At 69.6% G+C, this 2,565-nt stretch carries 3 protein-coding genes; all 3 read left to right on the forward strand.

Annotated features, from left to right (window positions below):
• The first annotated feature begins 145 nt into the window (after positions 1-145).
• The 3 genes from FWJ67_RS10790 (at position 146) to FWJ67_RS10800 (ending at position 2,481) form a co-directional block, all read left to right on the forward strand.
• Positions 146-898, forward strand: coding sequence for an HAD family hydrolase (locus FWJ67_RS10790; protein ID WP_414481856.1), 753 nt, complete (start codon positions 146-148; stop codon positions 896-898).
• A 193-nt stretch (positions 899-1,091) separates the two neighbouring features.
• The gene (locus FWJ67_RS10795; protein ID WP_414482815.1) at positions 1,092-2,048 is read left to right on the forward strand and encodes a PIG-L deacetylase family protein; all 957 of its coding nucleotides are present in this window, start codon (positions 1,092-1,094) and stop codon (positions 2,046-2,048) included.
• A gap of 124 nt (positions 2,049-2,172) precedes the next feature.
• Positions 2,173-2,481, forward strand: coding sequence for an MTH1187 family thiamine-binding protein (locus FWJ67_RS10800; RefSeq protein ID WP_304173938.1), 309 nt, complete (start codon positions 2,173-2,175; stop codon positions 2,479-2,481).
• The last annotated feature ends 84 nt before the right edge of the window (positions 2,482-2,565 follow it).

Here is a 2,565-nt window from a genome sequence, read left to right on the forward strand (position 1 = left end):
TCCCCACCGGGAAAGACGAGACCGAGCTCCCGGCCCAAACGTCGGCCTGCCGCTCCAGCCTCGAGCCGGGCGCCCTGACAACCTTTGGCCTGACAGGTATAATTGAGATCCGAGCTTCGTACGGACAACCCCGGAGGTGCTCCTCTTGCTGAAGACGTCCGTCTCCGGCCGGGACGCGCCGCGAGCCCTGCTCTTCGACCTGGACGGCACGTTGATCAACGTCGATCTGGAGCGGTTCCTCAAGGAGTACGCCAAGCTCCTGGCCGAGGCGTACGCGCCACGGGTGCCGCGTGAGCTGTTCGGCCCTGCCTTTATGGCAGGAGTGACAGAGATGCTGGAGGGCCGTCCGGACCGGTCCAACGCCCAGCGCTTCTTCGACACCTTCTGCCAGCGGGTGGGGATCGACGAGGCGTGGGCCCGGGAGCAGGCGGAGTGGTTCTACACGGAGAAGTATCCGTCCCTCCGCCCCCTGGTGGAGCCCATCCCCGCCGCCCCTGAGGTCGTGGCGGAAGCCCGGGCCCGGGGCTGGCTGGTGGTGGTCGCCACCCAACCCCTCTTTCCCCTGACGGCCATCGTCCAGCGGATGGAGTGGGGCGGCTTGGACCCCGAGGCCTTCGACTACATCACCCACATGGAGGCCTTCCACGCCTGCAAGCCAAGCTCCCACTTCTTCGAGGAGCTCTGCCAAACCATTGATGTTCCGCCGAGCCGTTGCGTCATGGTGGGCAACGATGTGCACGACGACATGCCGGCGGCCAACGTGGGGATCGCCACCTTCTTAGCCAAGGACTTTCTCCTCCGGGCGGACCACCCGGCCCCGCCGCCCCGGGCCGAGGGGAGCTTGGCAGACCTGCTCCGGCTCATCCAGACGGGCGAGCTGGAGCGGTGGATCGCCTGACACCAGGCCACCCTTCCAACACCTGGCCAAAGGGTGGGCGGTATGGCGGCTTTGGTGGGAGGGAGACTAGGTCCGCTCAGGACGTGCCGTGCCCTGGCAGTCGTACCGCCGGAGGTGGTCTCCCATGCCATCCAGCCGTCGCCCTCCCCAGGCTCGTGGAAAGGTCCCGGTCCTTGCCCGGTGGGCCCGCCGGGTGCAAGGGGTCCTCTTCTGGACCACCCTGTTGGGTTCGGCCGCGTACACCGGCTACCGCCTGGCGGCCCGCCCCTACCGGCCCGTCAACCCACGGTTGGCCCGGTTCCTCGGGCGACACTTCCTGGAAGCCACCGGCCCGTGCCTGGCCGTCACCGCCAGCCCCCTCCAGCTCGAGCGGTATGCCGGCGGGACCCTCCGCCGCCTGGTGCTGGCGGGCGTGCCGGTGATCGTGGCGGTGGTCACCCCGGGCGACCTCCCCGACGAATCCTTTGCGGAGCAGGATGACGAGGCCCTGGAGGCAGCTCATCGGATCGGCTACCACCGGATCCAGATGCTGAAAGTGGCCACCCCCTTCGAGGCCCGGAGGGTGGCGGAGCAGTTGGAGACGGTGTGGACCGACGTCGAACCGGAAGTGGTCTTGGCCTTCGATCCTCTCGATCCTGTGGCCGGACCCGACCTGGCGGCCGAGCAGATCTGCGGTGAAGCCGTCCTCCGGCTCGCGGAGCGCCTGGACCGGGAACGACAGGTGAAGCTGGCCTTCTGCGGCACCCGGCGGCCCAATGCCCTGGTGGATGTCACCCCCATCCTCACCGACAAGATCCAGGCGGTGCTGAGCCACCGGACCGAGCTTGCCCTGCCTGCCTTGGCCGTCAACCTGGGTCTCCGCCTGATGAGCCGCCTGCCCGACCTCCGGCGCTCCTATGAAGCGCTCCGAATCGTGGACCCCAGCCGCCGTCCCTTGGGACGGGAGACAACACCGGAGCCCCGCACCGCCGTCTCTGCCCCGCCAGCCCCGCCCCCGGAGGCTCCGTCCCGGGAGCCCCGTCGGGCCGTGGTCCGCACCCGCCTGCCCGTCGCCGAGAACCCCTCGGACGGCCTGGCCGCCGACGGCGAGCGGGCTGACGGATTCCGCCCCGCCTGGGCGGGCGCGCGCCCCACCGACCCCGAATCCTAATCGGATCCCGGACCAACGGAGGAGCTGCTCCCGCTCTTTTCGAAGCCTACCTCCAGCCAGGTTCTGGGATCGCGCTCAGCGAGCCCTCAGGCCTGGTCACCCATCACGAGCGAGGTGAAGGGCCTTGGCGATCGCAGCCGTGAGCATCACGCCCCTGGGCACGGGAACCACCAGTGTGGCACCCTATGTCGCCGCGGCCGAGCGGGCCCTCCGGGAAGAACCGGGGCTCCGGGTGGAGCTGAACGCCATGTTTACCCTGTTGGAGGGCGACCTGGATGCCATCTTCCGGGCCATCCGCCGGGCGCAGGAGGCCGTGGTGGAAGCGGGCGCCCAGCGGGTCTCGACAGTGATCAAGATCGACGACCGCCGGGACCGGGTGGCCACCATGGAGGAGAAGGTGGCCCGGGTGGAGCAGCTCCTGCAGGACGGCTGATCTCCGGCCGTTACCCTCGAGCGGGCGGCGGTACCAGGGCTCCCGGGAGCCTGGCTTCAGAAACCGCCGCCCCCTCCGCTCTCC

Origin of the sequence: Limnochorda sp., assembly GCF_047459355.1 — a bacterium.
GTDB lineage: Bacteria > Bacillota > Limnochordia > Limnochordales > Limnochordaceae > Limnochorda.